The organism is Enterobacter sp. PGRG2, from assembly GCF_030291195.1.
GTDB lineage: Bacteria > Pseudomonadota > Gammaproteobacteria > Enterobacterales > Enterobacteriaceae > Enterobacter_D.
Map to the genome: position 1 here is coordinate 4,354,118 of NZ_CP127837.1, position 23,517 is coordinate 4,377,634.

The 23,517-nt window shown below is 54.1% G+C and carries 19 protein-coding genes, 1 tRNA gene, 2 rRNA genes and 1 other annotated feature; of the genes, 5 read left to right on the forward strand and 17 right to left on the reverse strand.

Annotated elements, in window-relative coordinates; genetic code table 11:
* Positions 1-43: 43 nt before the first annotated feature.
* From QRD42_RS19385 to rluD, 6 genes are all read right to left on the reverse strand, one after another.
* A 23S ribosomal RNA gene (locus QRD42_RS19385) occupies positions 44-2,949 on the reverse strand.
* A 208-nt stretch (positions 2,950-3,157) separates the two neighbouring features.
* A tRNA-Glu gene (locus QRD42_RS19390) sits at positions 3,158-3,232 on the reverse strand.
* An 85-nt stretch (positions 3,233-3,317) separates the two neighbouring features.
* A 16S ribosomal RNA gene (locus QRD42_RS19395) occupies positions 3,318-4,857 on the reverse strand.
* The 16S and 23S rRNA genes sit together here with 1 tRNA gene alongside, the layout of an rRNA operon.
* 455 nt (positions 4,858-5,312) lie before the next feature.
* Positions 5,313-7,886 (reverse strand): ATP-dependent chaperone ClpB, encoded by a 2,574-nt coding sequence (gene clpB, locus QRD42_RS19400; protein WP_321987887.1) that lies wholly within the window; start codon positions 7,884-7,886, stop codon positions 5,313-5,315.
* 133 nt (positions 7,887-8,019) lie between these two features.
* On the reverse strand, positions 8,020-8,751 hold the full coding sequence (gene yfiH, locus QRD42_RS19405) for a purine nucleoside phosphorylase YfiH (protein ID WP_318364919.1): 732 nt from the start codon (positions 8,749-8,751) through the stop codon (positions 8,020-8,022).
* Positions 8,748-9,728: a 23S rRNA pseudouridine(1911/1915/1917) synthase RluD gene (gene rluD / locus QRD42_RS19410; RefSeq protein WP_072571519.1), complete on the reverse strand. Its 981-nt coding sequence runs from the start codon at positions 9,726-9,728 to the stop codon at positions 8,748-8,750. The genes yfiH and rluD overlap by 4 nt, the downstream gene beginning before the upstream one ends.
* A gap of 133 nt (positions 9,729-9,861) precedes the next feature.
* On the opposite strand from rluD, the gene bamD reads away from it, so the two are divergent.
* The 4 genes from bamD (at position 9,862) to pheA (ending at position 12,630) form a co-directional block, all read left to right on the forward strand.
* Entirely contained in the window at positions 9,862-10,599 is a 738-nt protein-coding gene (gene bamD, locus QRD42_RS19415; RefSeq protein WP_072571520.1) for an outer membrane protein assembly factor BamD, read from the forward strand.
* A gap of 273 nt (positions 10,600-10,872) precedes the next feature.
* Positions 10,873-11,214 carry a ribosome-associated translation inhibitor RaiA gene (gene raiA, locus QRD42_RS19420; protein WP_072571521.1) on the forward strand — a complete coding sequence of 114 codons (342 nt, stop codon included), beginning with the start codon at positions 10,873-10,875 and terminating at the stop codon, positions 11,212-11,214.
* A 104-nt stretch (positions 11,215-11,318) separates the two neighbouring features.
* Positions 11,319-11,444 (forward strand) — a sequence feature (Phe leader region).
* Positions 11,320-11,367 carry a pheA operon leader peptide PheL gene (pheL, locus tag QRD42_RS19425; RefSeq protein ID WP_100250063.1) on the forward strand — a complete coding sequence of 16 codons (48 nt, stop codon included), beginning with the start codon at positions 11,320-11,322 and terminating at the stop codon, positions 11,365-11,367. It overlaps the preceding feature by 48 nt.
* A gap of 25 nt (positions 11,445-11,469) precedes the next feature.
* A complete protein-coding gene (gene pheA, locus QRD42_RS19430) occupies positions 11,470-12,630 on the forward strand; it encodes a bifunctional chorismate mutase/prephenate dehydratase (protein ID WP_321987888.1) in 1,161 nt (386 codons plus the stop codon).
* Here the strand turns inward: pheA and QRD42_RS19435 are convergent.
* The 3 genes from QRD42_RS19435 to aroF all read right to left on the reverse strand — a co-directional run bounded on the left by QRD42_RS19435 (position 12,627) and on the right by aroF (position 15,769).
* Positions 12,627-13,499: an SMP-30/gluconolactonase/LRE family protein gene (locus tag QRD42_RS19435; protein ID WP_321987889.1), complete on the reverse strand. Its 873-nt coding sequence runs from the start codon at positions 13,497-13,499 to the stop codon at positions 12,627-12,629. The two genes, pheA and QRD42_RS19435, sit on opposite strands and share 4 nt — an antisense overlap.
* Positions 13,500-13,567: 68 nt before the next feature.
* Positions 13,568-14,689: a bifunctional chorismate mutase/prephenate dehydrogenase gene (tyrA, locus tag QRD42_RS19440; RefSeq protein ID WP_321987890.1), complete on the reverse strand. Its 1,122-nt coding sequence runs from the start codon at positions 14,687-14,689 to the stop codon at positions 13,568-13,570.
* Positions 14,690-14,698: 9 nt separating this feature from the next.
* Positions 14,699-15,769: a 3-deoxy-7-phosphoheptulonate synthase AroF gene (gene aroF, locus QRD42_RS19445; protein ID WP_072571525.1), complete on the reverse strand. Its 1,071-nt coding sequence runs from the start codon at positions 15,767-15,769 to the stop codon at positions 14,699-14,701.
* A 217-nt stretch (positions 15,770-15,986) separates the two neighbouring features.
* On the opposite strand from aroF, the gene QRD42_RS19450 reads away from it, so the two are divergent.
* Positions 15,987-16,361, forward strand: coding sequence for a DUF2799 domain-containing protein (locus tag QRD42_RS19450; protein WP_318364924.1), 375 nt, complete (start codon positions 15,987-15,989; stop codon positions 16,359-16,361).
* Between the two features lie 18 nt (positions 16,362-16,379).
* Here QRD42_RS19450 and QRD42_RS19455 read toward each other — a convergent pair whose 3' ends face one another.
* The 8 genes from QRD42_RS19455 to QRD42_RS19490 form a co-directional block, all read right to left on the reverse strand.
* Positions 16,380-17,741 (reverse strand): PepSY-associated TM helix domain-containing protein, encoded by a 1,362-nt coding sequence (locus QRD42_RS19455; RefSeq protein WP_321987891.1) that lies wholly within the window; start codon positions 17,739-17,741, stop codon positions 16,380-16,382.
* A gap of 58 nt (positions 17,742-17,799) precedes the next feature.
* Positions 17,800-18,201: a DUF2946 domain-containing protein gene (locus QRD42_RS19460; RefSeq protein ID WP_321987892.1), complete on the reverse strand. Its 402-nt coding sequence runs from the start codon at positions 18,199-18,201 to the stop codon at positions 17,800-17,802.
* A 145-nt stretch (positions 18,202-18,346) separates the two neighbouring features.
* Positions 18,347-18,694 (reverse strand): 50S ribosomal protein L19, encoded by a 348-nt coding sequence (gene rplS, locus QRD42_RS19465; protein ID WP_002914145.1) that lies wholly within the window; start codon positions 18,692-18,694, stop codon positions 18,347-18,349.
* 40 nt (positions 18,695-18,734) lie between these two features.
* On the reverse strand, positions 18,735-19,502 hold the full coding sequence (gene trmD, locus QRD42_RS19470; RefSeq protein WP_072571529.1) for a tRNA (guanosine(37)-N1)-methyltransferase TrmD: 768 nt from the start codon (positions 19,500-19,502) through the stop codon (positions 18,735-18,737).
* Between the two features lie 45 nt (positions 19,503-19,547).
* The gene (gene rimM / locus QRD42_RS19475; protein WP_072571530.1) at positions 19,548-20,096 is read right to left on the reverse strand and encodes a ribosome maturation factor RimM; all 549 of its coding nucleotides are present in this window, start codon (positions 20,094-20,096) and stop codon (positions 19,548-19,550) included.
* Positions 20,097-20,114: 18 nt separating this feature from the next.
* On the reverse strand, positions 20,115-20,363 hold the full coding sequence (gene rpsP / locus QRD42_RS19480) for a 30S ribosomal protein S16 (RefSeq protein ID WP_072571531.1): 249 nt from the start codon (positions 20,361-20,363) through the stop codon (positions 20,115-20,117).
* Positions 20,364-20,616: 253 nt separating this feature from the next.
* Positions 20,617-21,978, reverse strand: coding sequence for a signal recognition particle protein (gene ffh / locus QRD42_RS19485; RefSeq protein WP_318364490.1), 1,362 nt, complete (start codon positions 21,976-21,978; stop codon positions 20,617-20,619).
* Between the two features lie 168 nt (positions 21,979-22,146).
* On the reverse strand, positions 22,147-23,484 hold the full coding sequence (locus QRD42_RS19490; RefSeq protein ID WP_321987893.1) for an MFS transporter: 1,338 nt from the start codon (positions 23,482-23,484) through the stop codon (positions 22,147-22,149).
* Positions 23,485-23,517 lie beyond the last annotated feature (33 nt).

Genomic DNA, 23,517 nt, shown 5'->3' on the forward strand with positions numbered 1-23,517 from the left:
AGCTGAAAATCTCTCAAATCCGCCAAAACATCTTCGGCGTTGTAAGGTTAAGCCTCACGGTTCATTAGTACCGGTTAGCTCAACGCATCGCTGCGCTTACACACCCGGCCTATCAACGTCGTCGTCTTCAACGTTCCTTCAGGACCCTTAAAGGGTCAGGGAGAACTCATCTCGGGGCAAGTTTCGTGCTTAGATGCTTTCAGCACTTATCTCTTCCGCATTTAGCTACCGGGCAATGCCATTGGCATGACAACCCGAACACCAGTGATGCGTCCACTCCGGTCCTCTCGTACTAGGAGCAGCCCCCCTCAATTCTCCAGCGCCCACGGCAGATAGGGACCGAACTGTCTCACGACGTTCTAAACCCAGCTCGCGTACCACTTTAAATGGCGAACAGCCATACCCTTGGGACCTACTTCAGCCCCAGGATGTGATGAGCCGACATCGAGGTGCCAAACACCGCCGTCGATATGAACTCTTGGGCGGTATCAGCCTGTTATCCCCGGAGTACCTTTTATCCGTTGAGCGATGGCCCTTCCATTCAGAACCACCGGATCACTATGACCTGCTTTCGCACCTGCTCGCGCCGTCACGCTCGCAGTCAAGCTAGCTTATGCCATTGCACTAACCTCCTGATGTCCGACCAGGATTAGCTAACCTTCGTGCTCCTCCGTTACGCTTTAGGAGGAGACCGCCCCAGTCAAACTACCCACCAGACACTGTCCGCAACCCGGATTACGGGCCCACGTTAGAACACCAGCCATTAAAGGGTGGTATTTCAAGGATGGCTCCACGCAGACTGGCGTCCACGCTTCAAAGCCTCCCACCTATCCTACNCATCAAGGACCAGTGTTCAGTGTCAAGCTATAGTAAAGGTTCACGGGGTCTTTCCGTCTTGCCGCGGGTACACTGCATCTTCACAGCGATTTCAATTTCACTGAGTCTCGGGTGGAGACAGCCTGGCCATCATTACGCCATTCGTGCAGGTCGGAACTTACCCGACAAGGAATTTCGCTACCTTAGGACCGTTATAGTTACGGCCGCCGTTTACCGGGGCTTCGATCAAGAGCTTCGCGTTGCCGCTAACCCCATCAATTAACCTTCCGGCACCGGGCAGGCGTCACACCGTATACGTCCACTTTCGTGTTTGCACAGTGCTGTGTTTTTAATAAACAGTTGCAGCCAGCTGGTATCTTCGACTGGTTTCAGCTCCGCGAGCAAGTCGCTTCACCTACGCACCAGCGTGCCTTCTCCCGAAGTTACGGCACCATTTTGCCTAGTTCCTTCACCCGAGTTCTCTCAAGCGCCTTGGTATTCTCTACCTGACCACCTGTGTCGGTTTGGGGTACGATTCTGTGTTACCTGATGCTTAGAGGCTTTTCCTGGAAGCAGGGCATTTGTCACTTCAGCACCGTAGTGCCTCGTCGTCACGCCTCAGTGTTAAAGTGAACCGGATTTACCTGGAACACACACCTACACGCTTAAACCGGGACAACCGTCGCCCGGCCAACATAGCCTTCTCCGTCCCCCCTTCGCAGTAACACCGAGTACAGGAATATTAACCTGTTTCCCATCGACTACGCCTTTCGGCCTCGCCTTAGGGGTCGACTCACCCTGCCCCGATTAACGTTGGACAGGAACCCTTGGTCTTCCGGCGAGCGGGTTTTTCACCCGCTTTATCGTTACTTATGTCAGCATTCGCACTTCTGATACCTCCAGCAGACCTCACAGTCCACCTTCAACGGCTTACAGAACGCTCCCCTACCCAACAACACATAGTGTCGCTGCCGCAGCTTCGGTGCATGGTTTAGCCCCGTTACATCTTCCGCGCAGGCCGACTCGACCAGTGAGCTATTACGCTTTCTTTAAATGATGGCTGCTTCTAAGCCAACATCCTGGCTGTCTGTGCCTTCCCACATCGTTTCCCACTTAACCATGACTTTGGGACCTTAGCTGGCGGTCTGGGTTGTTTCCCTCTTCACGACGGACGTTAGCACCCGCCGTGTGTCTCCCGTGATAACATTCTTCGGTATTCGCAGTTTGCATCGGGTTGGTAAGTCGGGATGACCCCCTAGCCGAAACAGTGCTCTACCCCCGAAGATGAATTCACGAGGCGCTACCTAAATAGCTTTCGGGGAGAACCAGCTATCTCCCGGTTTGATTGGCCTTTCACCCCCAGCCACAAGTCATCCGCTAATTTTTCAACATTAGTCGGTTCGGTCCTCCAGTTAGTGTTACCCAACCTTCAACCTGCCCATGGCTAGATCACCGGGTTTCGGGTCTATACCCTGCAACTTAACGCCCAGTTAAGACTCGGTTTCCCTTCGGCTCCCCTATACGGTTAACCTTGCTACAGAATATAAGTCGCTGACCCATTATACAAAAGGTACGCAGTCACCCCATAAAGAGGCTCCCACTGCTTGTACGTACACGGTTTCAGGTTCTGTTTCACTCCCCTCGCCGGGGTTCTTTTCGCCTTTCCCTCACGGTACTGGTTCACTATCGGTCAGTCAGGAGTATTTAGCCTTGGAGGATGGTCCCCCCATATTCAGACAGGATACCACGTGTCCCGCCCTACTCTTCGAACTCACAACATGTGCATTTTTGTGTACGGGAGTATCACCCTGTACCCTGCGACTTTCCAGACGCTTCCACTAACACACATGCTGATTCAGGTTCTGGGCTCCTCCCCGTTCGCTCGCCGCTACTGGGGGAATCTCGGTTGATTTCTTTTCCTCGGGGTACTTAGATGTTTCAGTTCCCCCGGTTCGCCTCATGCCACTATGTATTCATGACATGATAGTGCAACGGATTGCACTGGGTTTCCCCATTCGGGTATCGCCGGTTATAACGGTTCATATCACCTTACCGGCGCTTATCGCAGATTAGCACGCCCTTCATCGCCTCTGACTGCCAGGGCATCCACCGTGTACGCTTAGTCGCTTAACCTCACAACCCGAAGATGTTTCACTTCTGATTGCAAAAATTTGAGAGACTCGAACACACCGTTTTCTTTTCTTATTACGGAGAAAAGAAACAGCGTGTCGTTTCAATTTTCAGCTTGATCCAGATTTTTAAAGAGCAAATATCTCAAACGAGACCCNNNNGTCTGTTTTGAGATACTGATTGGTTGTGCCTTTCACTCACACCCAGCAAGTGGCGTCCCCTAGGGGATTCGAACCCCTGTTGCCGCCGTGAAAGGGCGGAGTCCTAACCGCTAGACGAAGGGGACACGAGGTGTCACGACTTCGCAGCCGTCTTGCTCATTACGTTCATCAGACAATCTGTGTGAGCACTGCAAGGCAGGTTCTTTCAGGTAAGGAGGTGATCCAACCGCAGGTTCCCCTACGGTTACCTTGTTACGACTTCACCCCAGTCATGAATCACAAAGTGGTAAGCGCCCTCCCGAAGGTTAAGCTACCTACTTCTTTTGCAACCCACTCCCATGGTGTGACGGGCGGTGTGTACAAGGCCCGGGAACGTATTCACCGTGGCATTCTGATCCACGATTACTAGCGATTCCGACTTCACGGAGTCGAGTTGCAGACTCCGATCCGGACTACGACATACTTTATGAGGTCCGCTTGCTCTCGCGAGGTCGCTTCTCTTTGTATATGCCATTGTAGCACGTGTGTAGCCCTACTCGTAAGGGCCATGATGACTTGACGTCATCCCCACCTTCCTCCAGTTTATCACTGGCAGTCTCCTTTGAGTTCCCGGCCGAACCGCTGGCAACAAAGGATAAGGGTTGCGCTCGTTGCGGGACTTAACCCAACATTTCACAACACGAGCTGACGACAGCCATGCAGCACCTGTCTCACGGTTCCCGAAGGCACTAAGGCATCTCTGCCAAATTCCGTGGATGTCAAGAGTAGGTAAGGTTCTTCGCGTTGCATCGAATTAAACCACATGCTCCACCGCTTGTGCGGGCCCCCGTCAATTCATTTGAGTTTTAACCTTGCGGCCGTACTCCCCAGGCGGTCGACTTAACGCGTTAGCTCCGGAAGCCACGCCTCAAGGGCACAACCTCCAAGTCGACATCGTTTACAGCGTGGACTACCAGGGTATCTAATCCTGTTTGCTCCCCACGCTTTCGCACCTGAGCGTCAGTCTTTGTCCAGGGGGCCGCCTTCGCCACCGGTATTCCTCCAGATCTCTACGCATTTCACCGCTACACCTGGAATTCTACCCCCCTCTACAAGACTCAAGCCTGCCAGTTTCGGATGCAGTTCCCAGGTTGAGCCCGGGGATTTCACATCCGACTTGACAGACCGCCTGCGTGCGCTTTACGCCCAGTAATTCCGATTAACGCTTGCACCCTCCGTATTACCGCGGCTGCTGGCACGGAGTTAGCCGGTGCTTCTTCTGCGGGTAACGTCAATTGCTGAGGTTATTAACCTCAACACCTTCCTCCCCGCTGAAAGTACTTTACAACCCGAAGGCCTTCTTCATACACGCGGCATGGCTGCATCAGGCTTGCGCCCATTGTGCAATATTCCCCACTGCTGCCTCCCGTAGGAGTCTGGACCGTGTCTCAGTTCCAGTGTGGCTGGTCATCCTCTCAGACCAGCTAGGGATCGTCGCCTAGGTGAGCCGTTACCCCACCTACTAGCTAATCCCATCTGGGCACATCTGATGGCAAGAGGCCCGAAGGTCCCCCTCTTTGGTCTTGCGACGTTATGCGGTATTAGCTACCGTTTCCAGTAGTTATCCCCCTCCATCAGGCAGTTTCCCAGACATTACTCACCCGTCCGCCGCTCGTCACCCGAGAGCAAGCTCTCTGTGCTACCGCTCGACTTGCATGTGTTAGGCCTGCCGCCAGCGTTCAATCTGAGCCATGATCAAACTCTTCAATTTAAGTTTGATGCTCGTGAATTAAACTTCGTAATGAATTACGTATGTTCACTCCAGAGACTTGGTATTCATTTAGCGTCTTTCGACGTTTAAGAATCCATGTCCTTGAGTGCCCACACAGATTGTCTGATAAATTGTTAAAGAGCAGTTGCGACGCGCTTTAGCGCTGTGTCGCGAGGTCCCGTATAATACGTTTTCCTCATTCAGAGTCAAGCGATTATTTTGCTTTTCTCTGCTGGTCATTCCCGGAGGAAGACCTTCTGACCCGGTGGCCTGTAAGCCGTTGTTCCGTGTCAGTGGTGGCGCATTATAGGGAGTTATTCCGGGCTGACAAGTCTAAAATTAAAAAAACTTATCGTTCGCACAATATTCATACAAAACGAGCCGGTGAAGCGTATTTTCGCCTGGTTTTTAAACAAAAACGAGCCCCGCAGGGCTCGTTTTCTTCGTTTTGTGAATTACTGCACGGCAACTATTTGCTCATCTTTAACCACCAGCTGGATGGTTTTGCCAGGAATAAGCTCCCCGGACAAGATTTGCTGTGCCAGCGGGTTCTCAATCTGCTGCTGGATGGCACGTTTTAATGGCCGCGCCCCATAAACCGGATCAAACCCATTGGCACTGAGCAATTTCAGTGCCTCATCGGAGATATGCACATCATAGCCCCGATCTTCCAGACGCTGATACAGACGTTGCAGCTGGATCTTCGCAATAGAAGCAATATGGTTTTCACCGAGCGGATGGAAGACCACCACTTCATCAATACGGTTTAGAAATTCCGGACGGAAGTTCTGGCTGACCACGCCCAGCACCACATCCTTCATATGACTGTAGTCCAGCTCGCCGAAACGCTCCTGAATCAGATCGGATCCCAGGTTCGAGGTCATAATGACAACCGTGTTACGGAAGTCGACCGTCCGCCCCTGACCGTCTGTCAGCCGTCCATCGTCAAGTACCTGCAGTAAGATGTTGAACACATCCGGATGCGCCTTCTCGATTTCATCCAGCAGGATGACAGAGTAAGGACGACGACGAACCGTTTCGGTTAAGTAACCGCCTTCTTCATAACCGACATATCCCGGAGGCGCGCCCACCAGACGTGACACCGAATGTTTCTCCATAAACTCGGACATATCGATGCGCACCATGGCGTCATCACTGTCGAACATAAAGTTAGCCAGCGTTTTACAGAGTTCGGTTTTACCCACCCCGGTCGGCCCGAGGAACAGGAACGAACCAATCGGGCGATTCGGATCTGATAATCCGGCGCGGCTACGACGAATAGCGTTAGATACGGCTTCAACCGCTTCGTTCTGGCCGATTACGCGCCCGTGCAACTCCTGCTCCATACGCAGTAATTTGTCACGCTCACCTTCCAGCATTCTGGCTACCGGGATGCCGGTCCAGCGCGCCAGCACTTCTGCGATTTCCGCATCCGTGACTTTATTACGCAGCAGACGCATGGTTTTGCCTTCTGACTGTGTGGCGGCTTCAAGCTGTTTTTCAAGCTCAGGAATTTTACCGTACTGAAGTTCAGACATCCGCGCCAGATCGCCGACACGACGCGCCTGTTCAATGGCGATTTTCGCCTGCTCCAGCTCCGATTTAATGGTCTGCGTACCCGACAGCGACGCTTTCTCCGCTTTCCACTCTTCTTCCAGTTCGGAATACTGACGTTCTTTATCGGACAGCTCATCATTGAGCATTTCCAGACGTTTTTTACTGGCCTCGTCAGATTCTTTCAGCAGTGCCTGCTGTTCCAGCTTCAGCTGGATAATACGCCGGTCGAGACGATCCAGCTCTTCGGGTTTGGAGTCGATCTGCATACGGATGCTGGACGCCGCTTCATCGATCAGGTCGATGGCTTTATCCGGCAACTGGCGATCGGCAATATAGCGGTGTGACAAGGTCGCCGCAGCGACAATCGCCGGGTCCGTAATCTGCACATGGTGGTGCAGCTCATAGCGCTCTTTCAGACCACGCAGGATCGCAATGGTGTCTTCGACAGATGGCTCAGCGACAAACACTTTCTGGAAACGACGCTCCAGCGCGGCATCTTTTTCAATGTACTGACGATATTCATCAAGCGTGGTCGCCCCGACGCAGTGCAGTTCACCGCGTGCGAGCGCCGGTTTCAGCATGTTCCCGGCATCCATCGCGCCGTCGGCTTTACCTGCGCCCACCATGGTGTGCAGTTCGTCAATAAACAGGATCACATTACCTTCCTGTTTAGAGAGATCGTTGAGCACCCCTTTCAGGCGTTCTTCAAACTCTCCGCGATATTTCGCGCCCGCCACCAGCGACCCCATATCCAGCGCCAGTACGCGGCGACCTTTCAGCCCTTCCGGCACTTCACCATTGACGATACGCTGCGCCAGCCCTTCGACAATGGCGGTTTTACCGACGCCAGGCTCACCGATCAGCACCGGGTTGTTTTTGGTACGACGTTGTAACACCTGGATAGTGCGGCGGATCTCTTCATCACGACCGATCACCGGATCGAGCTTGCCCTGCTCCGCCCGTTCGGTCAGGTCGACAGTAAATTTTTTCAGGGCCTGACGCTGGTCTTCTGCCCCCTGGTCATTCACGCTTTCGCCTCCACGCATTTGTTCGATTGCCTGCGTCACATTAGCGGTATTCGCACCGGCGGCTTTCAGTAAGTCTGCCAGCGTACCGCGCGACTCCAGCGCCGCCAGAACAAAGAGTTCTGAGGAAATAAAATTGTCGCCGCGCTTTTGCGCCAGTTTGTCGCACAGGTTCAGTACGCGAACCAGATCCTGCGACGGCTGCACATCGCCGCCGGTGCCTTCCACCTGCGGTAAACGGCTTAACGCCTGCTCAATAGCGGTGCGCAGTTGGCCCGCATTGACGCCAGCAGAGGTTAATAAAGGACGTACCGATCCCCCTTCCTGATTCAGCAAGGCGCTCATAAGATGAAGAGGTTCGATAAATTGATTGTCTTGCCCCAGCGCCAGAGACTGGGCATCGGCAAGAGCAAGCTGGAACTTATTGGTAAGACGATCCAGACGCATAACTCCTCCCATAGAAAACAGGTCAAATTTGCTACTGGAGATTAAATGAGGTCATCCCTCAATTATTCAAGGTTAATGACCTGAATAATATGGAAAGAAAATGACGCGCACTGGATCGTCTTGATTCTTTAGGTTATCTCAGCCAAATGAAACTTGCCATACGCCCGGTGGTCTTGTCGCGGCGATATGAGTAAAATTCGTTCGTTTCTGTGAAGGTGCACCGGTCACCGCCGAAGATCTGGCTAACGCCTGCGCGCGCCAGACGCTGACGCGCCAGCAGGTAGATATCGGCAAGATACTTTTCATCGCGGGCGACAAATGCGGCGTCCGCATTCGGATCTGCTGCCATGAAAGTCTCACGGACTTCCGGCCCCACTTCAAACGCCTGCGGACCAATCGCCGGACCAAGCCAGGCCATAATATTGTCCGGGCTATCGTCAAAGCAGGCCAGGGTGTTTTCAAGCACACCGGCGCATAAACCACGCCAGCCAGCATGAGCTGCCGCGACTTCCGTTCCGGCACGGTTACAGAACAACACCGGCAGGCAATCCGCTGTCATCACGGCGCACACGGTTCCGGGCGTATTGCTGTATGACGCATCGGCACGTTTTGAGGCATAAGGCCCGCCGTCCAGACGCAGCACCTGATCACCGTGGACCTGTTCCAGCCAGACCGGTTTCGATGGCAAACCGCCCGCGGCGAACATCCGCTGACGATTTTCCTCGACGTGCTCCGGGTTATCACCGCAATGCGCACCCAGGTTCAGTGAGTGCCAGGGCGCGAGGCTCACGCCGCCGATGCGGGTCGAACTACAGGCCGCCACGCTCTCAGGCTGCGGCCATTGCGGGATAATCACGTGTGTCATAGCCAGTCTACGCTGTCCTTATGGATCTGGAAGTCAGCTCGCATCGCCTCGATCAAATCGACCATGTCCTGTGGGATAGGCGCATGCCATTCCATTTCGATGCCAGTGATCGGGTGATAAAGACGCAGCATGGTCGCGTGCAGCGCCTGACGGTCAAACTGACGCAGCGCGGCAATAAATTCATCCGACGCGCCTTTCGGCGGACGCGGACGACCACCGTACAGCTGATCGCCCACCAGCGGATGGGTAATGTGCGACATATGCACACGGATCTGGTGTGTACGTCCGGTTTCCAGACGCAGACGCAGACGCGTGTGCACACGGAAGTGTTCCATAATGCGATAATGCGTAACCGCCGGTTTGCCCATCGGATGCACGGACATATGCGTACGTTTGGTCGGGTGGCGGCTGATAGGCTCTTCCACTGTACCGCCTGCCGTCATATGGCCAATCGCGACCGCTTCATATTCACGGGTGATCTCGCGCAGCTGCAGCGACTCCACCAGGCGCGTTTGCGCAGGCACGGTCTTGGCGACCACCATCAGGCCGGTGGTGTCTTTATCCAGACGGTGCACGATACCGGCACGGGGGACATCAGCAATCGGCGGATAGTAATGCAGCAGCGCATTCAGCACGGTGCCATCAGGATTACCAGCACCCGGGTGAACCACCAGATCGCGCGGCTTATTGATCACCAGAATGTCATCATCTTCATAGACGATGGTCAGCGGAATATCCTGCGGTTCAAAACGCGCTTCTTCTTCGATTTCAGCATTGATGGTGACGCGTTCGCCCCCCAATACTTTTTCTTTTGGTGTGCTGCACACCTTGCCGTTTATCTCGACGCGCTGGTCAAGGATCCACTCTTTTATTCGCGATCGTGAATAATCAGGGAACATTTCGGCCAATGCCTGATCTAAGCGTTGACCGAGTTGATTTTCGGACACCGTTGCGGTGAGTTGTACTAGTTGTGCCATAGACAGCTTCTTCGTTAACCTTGGGTTTTTACGGCTTTGCCGTTTAATATAGTGTGCTATTGTAGCTGGTCTTAATCGGGAGCAGGAACAGAGAATCCTCCCGCATAAACATTTTGAGGAAAGTCAAAACGTCATGACGCGCATGAAATATCTGGTGGCAGCCGCCACGCTGAGCCTGGCTTTGGTGGGTTGCTCCGGTTCAAAGGAAGAGGTGCCTGATAATCCGCCTAATGAAATCTACGCGACTGCTCAGCAAAAGTTGCAGGACGGTAACTGGAAACAGGCAATAACGCAACTGGAAGCGCTGGATAACCGCTATCCGTTCGGCCCGTATTCCCAGCAAGTACAGCTGGATTTGATCTATGCGTACTATAAAAACGCCGATCTGCCGCTGGCTCAGGCCGCGATTGACCGTTTCATGCGTCTGAACCCGACTCATCCGAACATTGACTATGTCATGTACATGCGCGGCCTGACTGATATGGCGCTGGATGACAGCGCACTGCAGGGCTTCTTCGGCGTTGACCGTAGCGACCGCGATCCGCAGCACGCGCGCGATGCCTTCAATGACTTCTCAAAACTGGTGCGTGGCTACCCGAACAGCCAGTATGTCACGGATGCCACCAAACGTCTGGTGTTCCTGAAAGATCGCCTGGCGAAGTATGAATACTCCGTCGCGCAATACTATACCGATCGCGGCGCATGGGTGGCGGTGGTAAACCGTGTTGAAGGCATGCTGCGTGATTATCCGGATACCCAGGCGACGCGTGACGCGTTACCGCTGATGGAAAATGCATACCGTAAACTGCAGCTGAATGCGCAGGCGGACAAAGTGGCGAAAATCATCGCCGCCAACAGCAGCAATACCTGATTTTCCTCCCCAATGTAAAACGGCAGCTCCTGTGAGCTGCCGTTTTTTTATGCGTTTTACCTGCCGCCGGAGCGGGTTTCCGTGCAGGCCATCCGGTCAACTATGCCCCCTATTATGAGTATCAACAAGGTAAAAATTCCGGGTTCACGTTTTAAATCACAAAAAGCTGTCGTTGACAAAAAGTGACGAAATAATGTGATTCAAATCACACATTTTGACACTATGCAGGTTATGCTTGTTAATACCAAGACGGAAAGACAAGAGGTAACATCTATGACAATGAACATTACCAGCAAGCAAATGGAAATTACTCCGGCAATTCGCCAGCATGTCACAGACCGTCTCGCCAAACTGGATAAATGGCAAACACACCTGATTAACCCACATATCATTCTCTCTAAAGAGCCGCAGGGCTTTACCGCGGATGCCACCATCAATACACCTAACGGGCATCTGGTCGCCAGTGCGAAGCATGAAGATATGTATACCGCGATTAACGACTTGATCAACAAGCTGGAACGGCAGCTCAATAAAGTGCAACACAAAGGTGAAGCGCGTCGCGCCACCACCTCGGTGAAAGACGCCAACTTCGCTGAAGTTGAAGAAGAAGAGTAATCCTTTACATTGAGTGTATCGCCAACGCGCCCTCGGGCGCGTTTTTTATTGACAGGGTGAAAACAGTACGGTTACTTTACTCAGACACTTGTTCAGGATCGCACCATGAAACTTGTTCCGTTTTTCTTCGCATTCTTTTTTACCTTCCCCTGACCGGGAGGCGTTTCGTCGTGTGATAAAGAATGCGAAGACGAACAATAAGGCCTCCCACACCGGGGGGCCTTTTTTATTGATAACTATAAAAAAGGCAACACTATGACACCGGAAAACCCGTTACTGGATCTGCGCGTAAAGATCAGCGCTCTGGATGAGCAATTACTGACGTTACTGGCGGAACGCCGTCTGCTTGCCGTGGAAGTGGGTAAAGCGAAGCTGGCGTCCCATCGTCCGGTTCGCGATATCGATCGCGAGCGTGATTTGCTGGAGCGCCTGATTACGCTTGGCAAAGCGCAGCATCTGGATGCGCATTACATTACCCGCCTGTTCCAGCTAATCATTGAAGATTCAGTGCTGACCCAGCAGGCCCTGCTTCAGCAGCATCTCAATCAAACTAATCCGCACTCGGCGCGCATTGCGTTTCTCGGCCCCAAAGGTTCGTATTCACACCTTGCGGCACGTCAGTATGCGGCCCGCCACTTTGAACAGTTCATCGAAAGCGGCTGCGCAAAGTTTCACGACATCTTTAACCAGGTGGAAACGGGCCAGGCGGATTACGCGGTGGTGCCCATTGAAAACACCAGCTCGGGGGCGATCAACGATGTCTACGATCTGTTGCAGCACACCAGCTTATCCATAGTGGCGGAAATGACGGTGCCTATCGACCACTGCGTGCTGGTTTCCGGCCCCACCAGCCTGGATCAGATCCAGACGGTCTACAGCCATCCGCAGCCCTTCCAGCAGTGCAGCCAGTTTTTGAATCGCTATCCGCACTGGAAAATTGAGTATTGCGAAAGCTCCTCGGCAGCCATGGAGCGCGTGGCGCAGGCACAGTCGCCGCATGTGGCGGCGCTGGGCAGTGAAGCGGGCGGCGGGCTGTATGGATTGCAGGTGCTGGAGCGTAACCTCGCGAACCAGACGCAAAACATTACGCGTTTTGTCGTGCTGGCCCGTAAAGCGGTGAAAGTGTCCGATCAGGTGCCGGCGAAAACCACGCTGCTCATTGCCACTGGTCAGCAGGCGGGCGCGCTGGTAGAGGCCCTGCTGGTCCTGCGTAATCACAATCTGATCATGACCAAGCTGGAATCCCGTCCGATTTACGGCAACCCGTGGGAAGAGATGTTTTATCTGGATATTCAGGCCAACGTCGAATCCGCCGCCATGCAAAAAGCCCTGCACGAACTGAGCGAGATCACCCGCTCAATGAAAGTGCTGGGCTGTTATCCGGGGGAAAACGTTGTGCCGGTCAATCCGGCTTAACGTTCCACGAAAAGGGCCTTTTTCACCCCTGCCACCTGCACCGGCAGGGTGAAAATGGCGCCCGACAGCGGATATTGCGCCGTTTCTTCCGGGGTCATGTTTTCCCTTGTAGTGGTAATAAACAGCGTTTTCATGTCCGCGCCGCCGAAACAGACCATCGTCGGGCAGCGTACCGGCAGGCGATATTCTTCCAGTTGCTCGCCCTGCGGCGAGAAGCGCGCGATGCGCCAGCCATCATAGAGCGCGCTCCAGTAGCCGCCTTCCACGTCCACCGCCGCGCCATCCGGCATTCCCTCTCCGTCAGTAAAGCGACGCAGCACCTTACGCTGCCCCGGTTCGCCGTCGGCGTCGAGCGGCGTGCAGTAAATCACCTTCTCCGGCGTGTCCGAGGTGAGCATCCACTTGCCGTCAGGACTGAAGGCCAGCCCGTTAGCACCCTTGATGTCACACTGGATCACTTTCGGCGTCAGATCGTTATCGATACGCATCAGCTGCGCGCCATTGTAATCCCCCGGCGCCCAGAAGGTTCCGGCGTAGAAACGCCCGCGCGGATCGGTGCCGCCGTCGTTGAAACGCGCCAGTTGCGGGTTGGACGGATTATCGCAGACTTTATTGGTCAGCAGCCCGCGCTTATCGGCAAGCCATATCGCAGTGCGCATGGCGACAATAAAACCGCCCTTCTCGCGTAGCGCAAAGCAGCCCACTTCCTCCGGAAAGCGCAGCACAGTATGCTCGCCCGAGGCGAGATGGTAACGATGAATTTCGCCTTCAATAATATCGGCCCAGTAAAGCGCCTGCTCCGCCTCACTCCAGGTCGGGCATTCCGGCAGATGGCCGGTATAATCAAACAGCGGTTGCGGTTCAGCCATAACAAATCCCTTCTTATAAAAAAAGCCAGCGGATCACCCACTGGCTTCAAGTATATGCAGCTTTTCAGTTATTGACGGCTGTCGTTCGCCTGGCGGAGCAATACGCGGCTTTCGCTCTGGAAACGCTCAGCGTAATCGCCGAACCAGTGCTCTACCTTACGGAAGCTGTCGATGAAGGCCTGCTTGTTGCCCTGCTCCAGCAGGCCAATCGCCTCGCCAAAGCGCTGGTAATAGCGTTTGATCAGCGCCAGATTATTTTCTGACGACATAATAATGTCGGCATACAGCTGTGGATCCTGGGCAAATAGCCTTCCGACCATCGCCAGTTCCAGCCGGTAAATTGGCGACGAGAGCGCCAGCAACTGTTCAAGCTGAACGTTTTCTTCCGCCAGATGCAGGCCATAGGCGAAGGTGGCGAAGTGGCGCAGCGCCTGAATAAACGCCATGTGCTGATCGTGCTCCACGGCGCTGATGCGGTGCAGCCGCGCGCCCCAGACCTGGATCTGCTCCAGGAACCACTGATACGCTTCCGGCTGGCGACCATCACAGTACACCACCACCTGCTTAGCGAGGCTGCCGCTGTCCGGGCCAAACATCGGGTGCAGACCCAGCACCGGGCCGTTATGCGCTGTCAGCATCGCCTGCAATGGCCCGCTTTTAACCGACGCCAGATCAACCAGAATGCAGTCATCCGGCAACGGCGGCAGTTTAGCAATTATGGATTCCGTCACATGAATAGGCACGCTGACAATCACCATACCCGCGTCCGCCACAATGGATGCGGCGCGCGACCAGTCCTCTTTTTCCAGAATGCGCACTTCATAGCCGGAAAGCTGGAGCATTTTCTCAAATAGCCGCCCCATCTGCCCGCCACCGCCGACGATCACCACCGGGCGCAGCGTCGGATGCAGCGTCTTAAAGCCTTTGTCGTTTTCGCTGGAATAGGATTCGCGCATTATCCGGCGCAATACATCTTCAATCAGATCCGGCGGCACGCCCAGCGTCTGCGCTTCTTTCCGGCGCGATGCCAGCATTGAGGCTTCGCGCTCCGGCACGTAAATCGGCAAACCGTATTTGCTTTTCACTTCGCCCACTTCGACGACCAGCGCCAGACGGCGCGCCAGCAGATCCAGCAGCGCCTTATCCACTTCATCAATTTGATCGCGCAACGCGGTCAATTCTGCAACCATGACAACCTCTTAAGCGTGACGCGTCGCCAGATGCGCGCGCAGGTCCTTATCGATCTCGCGCAGCAGCGCATCGGTCGTTTCCCAGCTGATGCAGGCATCGGTAACGGAAACGCCATACTTCATTTCGCTGCGCGGCTGCTCGGATGACTGATTGCCTTCGTGAATATTACTTTCAATCATCAGACCAATAATCGAACGGTTGCCATCTTTAATCTGTGCGACGACAGACTCTGCAACCGCGGGCTGGCGACGGTAATCTTTGTTGGAATTACCATGGCTGCAATCTACCATCAGCGACGGCTTCAGTCCCGCCTGCGTCATCTCTTTTTCACACTGCGCCACGTCTGCCGGACTGTAGTTTGGCGCTTTGCCGCCGCGCAGGATCACATGCCCGTCCGGATTGCCCTGCGTCTGTAACAGGCAAACCTGTCCCGCCTGATTGATCCCCACAAAACGGTGCGGCATGGCTGCGGCGCGCATGGCGTTAATTGCCGTCGCCAGGCTGCCATCGGTGCCATTTTTAAAGCCCACCGGCATGGATAAACCGGAGGCCATTTCGCGATGCGTTTGTGATTCGGTGGTGCGTGCGCCAATCGCCGACCAGCTGAACAGATCGCCCAGGTATTGCGGGCTGTTCGGATCCAGCGCTTCGGTCGCCAGCGGCAGGCCCATACCCACCAGTTCTACCAGCAGACGACGCGCAATCTTCAGGCCCGCTTCCACATCAAAAGAGCCATCCATATGCGGATCGTTAATCAGCCCCTTCCAGCCAACGGTGGTACGGGGTTTTTCAAAATAGACGCGCATCACCAGATAGAGGCTATCGCTGACCTCTGCGGCAAGGGCTTTAAACCGACGCGCGTATTCAATGGCCGCTTCCGGATCGTGAATGGAGCACGGACCGCAAACCACCAGCAGACGCGGATCGCGCCCGGCAATAATGTCAGACAGCGTCTGACGGGATTGCTCGATTTGCGCCTGTTGTTCCGCCGTCAGCGGGAATTCCGCTTTCAGCTGATCGGGCGTGATTAATACGTGTTCGTCGGTAATATGTACGTTGTTCAGCGCGTCTTTTTGCATGATGGCGATCCTGTCTGGCTCGTTTGCGATAGTGTCTCGTTGTGAGAGTGATTTAACGATACCACAAACGGTAAACATTTCAATCCAAAATACGTACACTTTACTTTACAATATGCATTTTAAGGCCATTTAAATGCTTTTAATGTGTAAAGATAACAATACACAGCAGCATGTACCGTTATTCGGGCTACGCTTACCTAACACACAGGAGGACGTAATGAAGACAGGTATGGTTTTGCTTTTATCCATTTTCTTGATCGGCTGTTCCGTAGAACCTTACAGCCATGCCCCGACCTGGACCGGTACGGACTGGTACAGCGCCGGTAAAGACGATGCCCTGTCCGGCGCGGTCATAAAGAATAATGAGACGCTGGCGCTCGAGCACAACAGCAAAGAAATTAACCGTCCCCGGTACGCAGAGGGTTACGCGGATGGCCTGAAAAAGATCTGTCAGGATGATTTTCTGTATGCCTGGGGCCGCGCCGGGAAAATTTACCCGGCGGGCTGTGACACGCTTGAAAATGCCAGCACTTATCGTGCGCACTGGCAAAAAGGCATGGAAGAAGGCGCACGCGACAGCCGGCTTAATTAAGCTATCCGCGTGCGGTGTTTACTCCGCGACGGGTCGCCGGGCGCAGGCTTTGCGCCAGCGCAGCACGTCCACCGCCAGAAACAGCAGCAGGCTGACGCCCAGCACCGGTAATGCCAGCGCCAGCAGCAGCGCCACCACGCTGACCACAATACGTCCTGCCACGGGCAGCGCCAGCCAGCTTTGCATCAATGTCTGTACCGGGCTGACGTTCGACCCGGCAGGCCTGCGCAGCCACCAGAGCCGGTAACCCATCACAATCATCACGCACAGTCCAAGGCCAAAGGCGATCAGCACCAGTTGATTGGGCAGCCCGAACAGCACGCCCATATGGAAATCCACGCCCCAACGGGTCAGTTTCGCCATCAACGGGAAATCCTCAAACCGGGTGCTGTCGATCACCTGCATAGTATTTGCGTCCACCGCCACGGCATCCACCTGGGTCGGCCAGCTACGGTCGATTTCGGTGACCGTCCAGGCGCTGTTGGCATCCCGCGGCGGGCGGATCTCAAGCTTCGCCGCATTGATGCCAGCCGCACGCGCGACCTGCAATACTTCATCAAACTGTACCGAGTCCTCAACGCTGGCAGGCATCTCCATGCCATGATGATGACCATGATGTTCCGCATGGGGATCGGCTGCCTGCGCCGGGCCGTGCAACTGGGTGTTCACCTGCGGCGTCATCCAGCCGAAGGCAGCGCGCATTTTGTCAACGTTCCCGCCCGCCCACTGGGACCATGTCAGCCCGGTGACGGAAAACAGCAGCATGCCCGCCAGCAGGATCCAGCCGAGGGTGACGTGTACACGCCGGGTGTTCTGGAAGCTGTTGTTCAGGCGGCGCTTAGGGCGCGTATAAAACCACAGCACTATGCCGCCCAGCGCTGCGGCCCACATCCAGGACGCCGCCAGTTCGCTGTACAGCCGCCCGGTATCGCCAAGCAGCAGCGAGCGATGCGCGTAGTCAATGATTTGCCGGAACGGCAGGATGCCGCTGGTGCCATAGACGGTGTGATCCCCTTTCACCGCCAGCGTTACCGGATCGATAAAAATCGCCCGGTGCTCCGACACGCCGAGCGCCGGATCGGCAAACATTACGCGGGTAGTGTCCGCATCCGCGAGTCCCGGACGCACGGCATGCAGACGCAGATGACCGCCGGTAACCTGTTCCGCCACCGCGATCTGTTCCGCCAGCGGCTGACGTTCGCCGGTAGTGGTACCGTAAAGCGTATCGGCATAAAACAGGTTTTCCAGCTGTGGGGTGGCAACGTACAGCGTCCCGGTCAGGGCCGCCACAAAGATGAACGGCCCGACAAACAGACCAATATAAAAATGCAGGCGTCGCAGCAGGTTTAACCAGGCCGCGCGCGGGGTGCAGGTAGTCATACTTTTCCTTACTGAAAGCAAAGGTTCGCCTTGTGCGCAGGCACAGGCTTAATGGGTTTTAACAGGAAAAAGCAGACTGGCGCGGCGGCGCGCGGGTTTGAGGATAAAGCCAGGGAATAAAACGCCATGCCCGTTCGGGCGGGGGAAGCGGTGCGATATAAATACGGGTAAGCGTAGCGGAGAGAAAAAGCACCGCCAGCAGGATCAGGCCCGGCACATGCGCCAGCAGTACGCAGTAGCCGCAGGCTTCGGCATGATCGACCGGAATAACGTCCGGCGCGCTGTCGTGGTGTTCAGCCATCATGCTCATGTCATGATGCATGCCCGGCATGCTCGCCATGGGATCTTTTTGCAGGCTGACAGAGATAAGCGGCGCGACCAGGATCAGCAAAATAGCAAACAGGGCGAGCCATGCTGCTTTACGCTTGATGCTGATATGATGAAATGCGCTCTGTGTCACGACTCCTCCGCATGCAGGGGGTCATTGTAAACGATTTATTGGTTTTTGGTTAATCTGGCGGGCAGGTTTTGGGCATGCGGGGAATAAAAAAAGGGCCGACCCGGAGGTCAGCCCTTTTCTGATGGGATGTCGCGAAAGCGATATCTTAGTTAAGACGCTCTTTGATACGAGCAGACTTACCAGTGCGCTCACGCAGGTAGTACAGTTTAGCTTTACGTACAGCACCACGACGTTTAACAGCAATGCTGTCAACTACCGGAGAGTGAGTCTGGAAGACACGCTCAACGCCTTCGCCGTTGGAAATTTTACGAACAGTGAATGCAGAGTGCAGACCGCGGTTACGAATAGCGATAACCACGCCCTCGAATGCCTGCAGACGTTTTTTGGAACCTTCAACAACCCATACTTTCACTTCCACGGTGTCACCCGGACGGAAGGAAGGTACGTCCTGCTTCATCTGCTCTTGTTCAAGTTGCTTAATAATGTTGCTCATAATTTAATCTCTTATCCTGGGTAAACTGATATTTGGGGGCTTACGCCTGCCCATCATGTTTATGCTGCTGTTGTGCGTGCTCTTTTTTGAACTCCGCCAGCAACTTTGCTTGCTCTTCAGTCAGAGCCAGGTTTTCCAGAAGTTCAGGTCTTCTAAGCCAGGTACGGCCCAACGACTGTTTCAGACGCCAGCGACGTATCTCGGCATGGTTCCCCGACAGCAATACTGCCGGTACTTCCATCCCTTCCAACACTTCAGGACGGGTATAGTGCGGACAGTCCAGCAATCCATCGGCAAAGGAATCTTCAGTTGCCGAGGCTTCATGTCCCAGTACCCCCGGAATAAACCGGGAAACCGAGTCAATCAGCGTCATTGCGGGTAACTCTCCACCGCTGAGAACGTAATCGCCGACAGACCATTCTTCGTCAATCTCGGTTTTGATTACGCGCTCATCTATCCCTTCGTAGCGGCCACACACCAGAATCAGCTTCTGATGCGTTGCCAGCTCGCTGACGCCCGCTTGATCAAGCTTGCGTCCCTGAGGTGACAGATAAATCACCTTTGCGCCTTCACCCGCCGCGGCTTTCGCTGCGTGGATGGCGTCCCGCAAGGGTTGTACCATCATCAGCATCCCCGGTCCGCCGCCGTAAGGACGTTCGTCCACGGTACGGTGCCGGTCATGAGCGAAATCACGCGGACTCCAGCTCTGGATGCTCAGCAGGCCATTTTTTACAGCCCGGCCAGTTACCCCGTAATCAGTAATCGCACGGAACATCTCAGGAAACAGGCTAACGATACCAATAAACACGCGCCAATCCCCTTAGCACCGACTTTTACTATTTATCCGGAGGTTTTAAAAACCAGGATCCCAATCTACTTCAATGGTGCGAGTAGTGAGATCGACATTCTTGATAACCTGCCCATCGAGGAACGGAACCAACCGCTCCTTGATACCAAATGCATCTTTCAGGTTTGCCTTGATGACGAGAACGTCATTGGAGCCGGTTTCCATCATATCAATGACTTTACCCAGCCCGTACCCTTCGGTGGTCACTACCTGGCAGCCAATAAGGTCTTTCCAGTAGTAGTCGCCATCGGTGAGGGCCGGCAACTGCGAGGTATCTACCATAATTTCGCAATTAGTCAGTAGATTCGCGCTGTCACGATCGTCAACGCCTTTCAGCTTGATGATCAGATCCTGATTGTGGTGCTTCCAGCTTTCCAGCTGTACCTGCTCCCACTGACCCGCCTTCTGGATAAACCAGGGCTGATAGTCAAAAATGCTTTCGGCGTCTTCGGTGGAGGAAAACACTCTGAGCCAACCACGAATACCGTAGGAAGAACCCATTTTGCCCAGTACAACCGGTTCAACAGGGACTTTTGCGGCGAGTTGCTTGCTCATCATGACCACCGTGACAGATTAAGCTGCTTTTTTTGCTTCTTTGATCAGCGCAGATACGCGATCAGAGATAGTTGCGCCCTGGCCAACCCAGTGAGCGATGCGATCCAGATCCAGGCGGGTGCCTTCTTCTTTTTCGCTGGCGATCGGGTTGAAGAAACCAACGCGCTCAATGAAGCGACCGTTACGTGCGTTACGGCTGTCAGTAACAACAACCTGGTAGAACGGACGCTTTTTAGCGCCGTGACGTGCTAAACGAATAGTTACCATAACATCCTCTTGTGTGAATAAAACACCGGGCCCCCTCGGAGGGACGGAGCCCGGTGTTATATTAAAAGCCCGAAAATTTTACTGATTTCTGGGGGAAATGCAATCAAGATATAGCAAAGGGGAGATTTAAGGCCGTCGGCGGTGCAGGCAGTTTGACGTCGGCGTGCGCGGAGTCGCCGGAGCGTACACGTAGTACGTGACGGTGACGAGCACACCCCGGTGTCAAAATGGTAAACAAGCCAGGCCGGGATATTTATCGACCCGGGAATCCTGGGGGCATCATCCCTTTCATGCCTCTCATCATTTTCGCCATCCCGCCCTTCTTCATCTTCTTCATCATGCGCTGCATGTCGTCGAACTGCTTCAGCAGGCGGTTAACGTCCTGCACCTGCATGCCGCAACCGGCGGCGATGCGGCGCTTGCGGGAACCTTTAATGATTTCCGGCTTAGCACGCTCTTTCAGCGTCATTGAGTTAATGATCGCCTCCATACGCACCAGCACTTTATCGTCCATCTGCGATTTAACGTTGTCCGGGATCTGCCCCATGCCCGGCAGCTTGCCCATCAGGCTTGCCATACCGCCCATGTTTTTCATCTGGCGCAGCTGCTCCAGGAAGTCGGTCAGATCGAAGCCGTCGCCTTTTTTCAGTTTGGTCGCCAGCTTTTCAGCCTGCGCGCGGTCAACTTTATTTTCGATATCTTCGATCAGCGACAGCACGTCGCCCATGCCGAGAATACGGGACGCGATACGGTCCGGATGGAACGGCTCCAGCGCTTCGGTTTTCTCGCCGACGCCGAGGAACTTGATCGGCTTACCGGTAATATGACGAATGGAGAGCGCCGCACCGCCGCGGGCATCGCCGTCCACTTTGGTCAGCACCACCCCGGTCAGCGGCAGCGCTTCGTTGAAGGCTTTGGCGGTATTCGCCGCATCCTGACCGGTCATCGCATCGACGACAAACAGCGTTTCCACCGGCTTGATCGCGGCGTGAACCTGTTTGATTTCGTCCATCATCGCTTCGTCAACGTGCAGACGACCGGCGGTATCCACCAGCAGTACGTCGTAGAACTTCAGCTTCGCTTCTTTCAGCGCCGCATTAACGATTTCCAGCGGTTTCTGGGCAACGTCGGACGGGAAGAAATCCACGCCTACCTGCTGCGCCAGGGTTTCCAGCTGTTTGATCGCCGCCGGGCGATACACGTCCGCCGACACTACCAGTACTTTCTTTTTATGCTTCTCGCGCAGGAATTTACCCAGTTTACCGACGCTGGTGGTTTTACCCGCACCCTGCAGGCCCGCCATCAGCACCACGGCTGGCGGCTGCGCGGCCAGGTTAAGCACCTGGTTTTCTTCACCCATCGCCGCAACCAGTTCGCCGCGTACGATTTTGATGAACTCCTGGCCCGGGGTCAGGCTTTTATTCACATCCTGGCCAACCGATTTTTCTTTAACCCGGTTGATGAAATCGCGCACAACCGGAAGGGCAACGTCCGCCTCGAGCAGCGCCATGCGCACTTCGCGGAGCGTTTCTTTGATGTTTTCTTCGGTGAGGCGTCCACGGCCACTGATGTTGCGCAACGTGCGCGACAAACGATCGGTTAAATTATCAAACATTGTCTCTCGCCTGAGTCAGAAACGTTGGCCGCATGAAGCGACACATACATACGATTTTGCCGCAGTATAACATGAAGCCTTCTTTCGCCATATTGCAGCGCGACATGTTATGCCAGCTCACCTCAGCTATCCGCTAAACGGCCCGATAAGCGCCGTTTAGCGGTGACTTCACTCCACTTTTCCAGCCAGACGGACCTTAATCTGCTTATAGTAATAGTCATTATTAATGATGTATTTACGCATCAACAGGGTAACCAACAGGTTAAAAATGGCCGGGATGATGGTCATCAACAGCGCAATGCCCATCAATGATTGTGCTGACTGAGTCTGTCCGGGTTGATAATCAAAGCTGCTCAGCATCAGTCCGACAAAGCCCCCTGCCAGCCCCATACCAAACTTCTGGAAGAATAAGATGCCGCCAAACGCGAGGCCGGAAACCCGCACACCGCTTTTAAGTTCACCGTAATCAACCGCTTCCGCAATCGCCGCCCAGTAGACCGGCAATTGCATATCGCCGAGCAGACTCAGTAAAAAATAAAAGACAAATGCCAGCCAGATGTCATCTTGTCCGACGACAAAATACATCGCGACACCGAAAGCAAAAGTCAGAAACTGGGTAATGCGAAACATCTTAATTTTATCGTAACGGTTAGTGATATAAGTGGCGAAAAAGATAGCAATGCCTGACGCCACGACGCCCATGGTCAGAAAGGACGCAATAAGATCTTCGCCACCATTAAGATAATATTTCGCATAATAGGCAGAAACGGAACTGCGGATAATGCCGCCGAACATAATAATGGCAATCGCAAGGCCAAGGATTAACCACTGGTCGTTTTTAAATAAATGGCTAATTTGCTGTTTAAAAATAAAGGGCTTTACCGGATGAACAATCCGCTCTTTCACCGTAGCAAAACAGAACAGACAAAGCAGCGTGGCGGCAACGGCCATCACCCCCATTGTCATTTTATAGCCTCTTGCCAGGTCATTCCCCCCTAAATAAACGGCCAGAATGGGAACGGCACTGGCTACGACCAGCACCGCCGTTTTGTTCATCACAAACCGGAATCCGTTAGCGGTAAGTCGCTCCTGTGGATCGTCAGTAATCACACCGATGAGCGAAATATAAGGAATGGAGATCAGGGTATAGGCAAGCGTTAACAGAATATAAGTAAAGAATGCCCATGCCAGCTTTCCGGCGTAAGTATAATCCGGTGTAGAAAACATCATCCAGATCGTCAGACCAAACGGAATGGAGAAAAAGAGCAGATAGGGGCGATAACGCCCCCAGCGTGTTTTTGTTCTGTCGGTAATAATACCTACTAACGGATCGCTTATTGCGTCAACAAACCGCACGACAATAAGTAAAATGCCGACGTGGCTCGCCTTGAGTCCATAAACATCGGTATAAAAATAGGTGACGATCATGGCCATGGATCCCATCACCAGGCCAATAGCCGTATCGCCAGCGCCGTAGCCAACCTTTTCGCTGAAAGAGAGTTTCATATTATTATCTCGTCAATTTGTTGTGTCAGATCT